This is a genomic window from Rhizobium sp. UBA1881 (assembly GCF_002338015.1).
In the GTDB taxonomy this organism is placed as follows: Bacteria; Pseudomonadota; Alphaproteobacteria; order Rhizobiales; family Rhizobiaceae; genus Rhizobium.
Genome location: NZ_DDHH01000116.1, coordinates 1 through 384, shown reverse-complemented (window position 1 = coordinate 384; position 384 = coordinate 1). Strand labels below are relative to the sequence as shown.

The 384-nt window shown below is 67.4% G+C and carries 1 pseudogene; it reads left to right on the top strand.

Annotated features, from left to right (window positions below):
• Nucleotides 1-334: pseudogene (locus B3605_RS14255) on the top strand (chemotaxis protein); the annotation flags it as partial.
• Nucleotides 335-384: the final 50 nt, after the last annotated feature.

The following is a 384-nucleotide window of genomic DNA, read 5'->3' as shown; positions in this document are numbered from 1 at the left end:
TAGCTCCTCCGGCCAGGTCGAACAAGGCGTTCGCTTCGTCGGCGAGGCCGGCGAGGCGCTGAAGCGCATCTCCGACCAGATCAAGGCCGCCAACGACATCGTCTCGAAGATCGCCCACAGCGCCTCCGAGCAGGACACGACGCTGCGCTCGATCACCTCCTCGATCAACCAGCTCGACGCCGCCACGCAGCAAAACGCCGCCATGGCGGAAGAGACGACCGCATCGGCGGAATCGCTCGCCAGCGACACCGACGAACTCCTCAACCTCATCCGCGGCTTCCGCGTCGGCACCCAGGCCGAGCACGGGGCAGCGCAGACCCGCCGCGCGGCGTAAGGTTTGCTGCAAGAGCGATAGGATGACGACAGCCGCCGGAGCGATCCGGC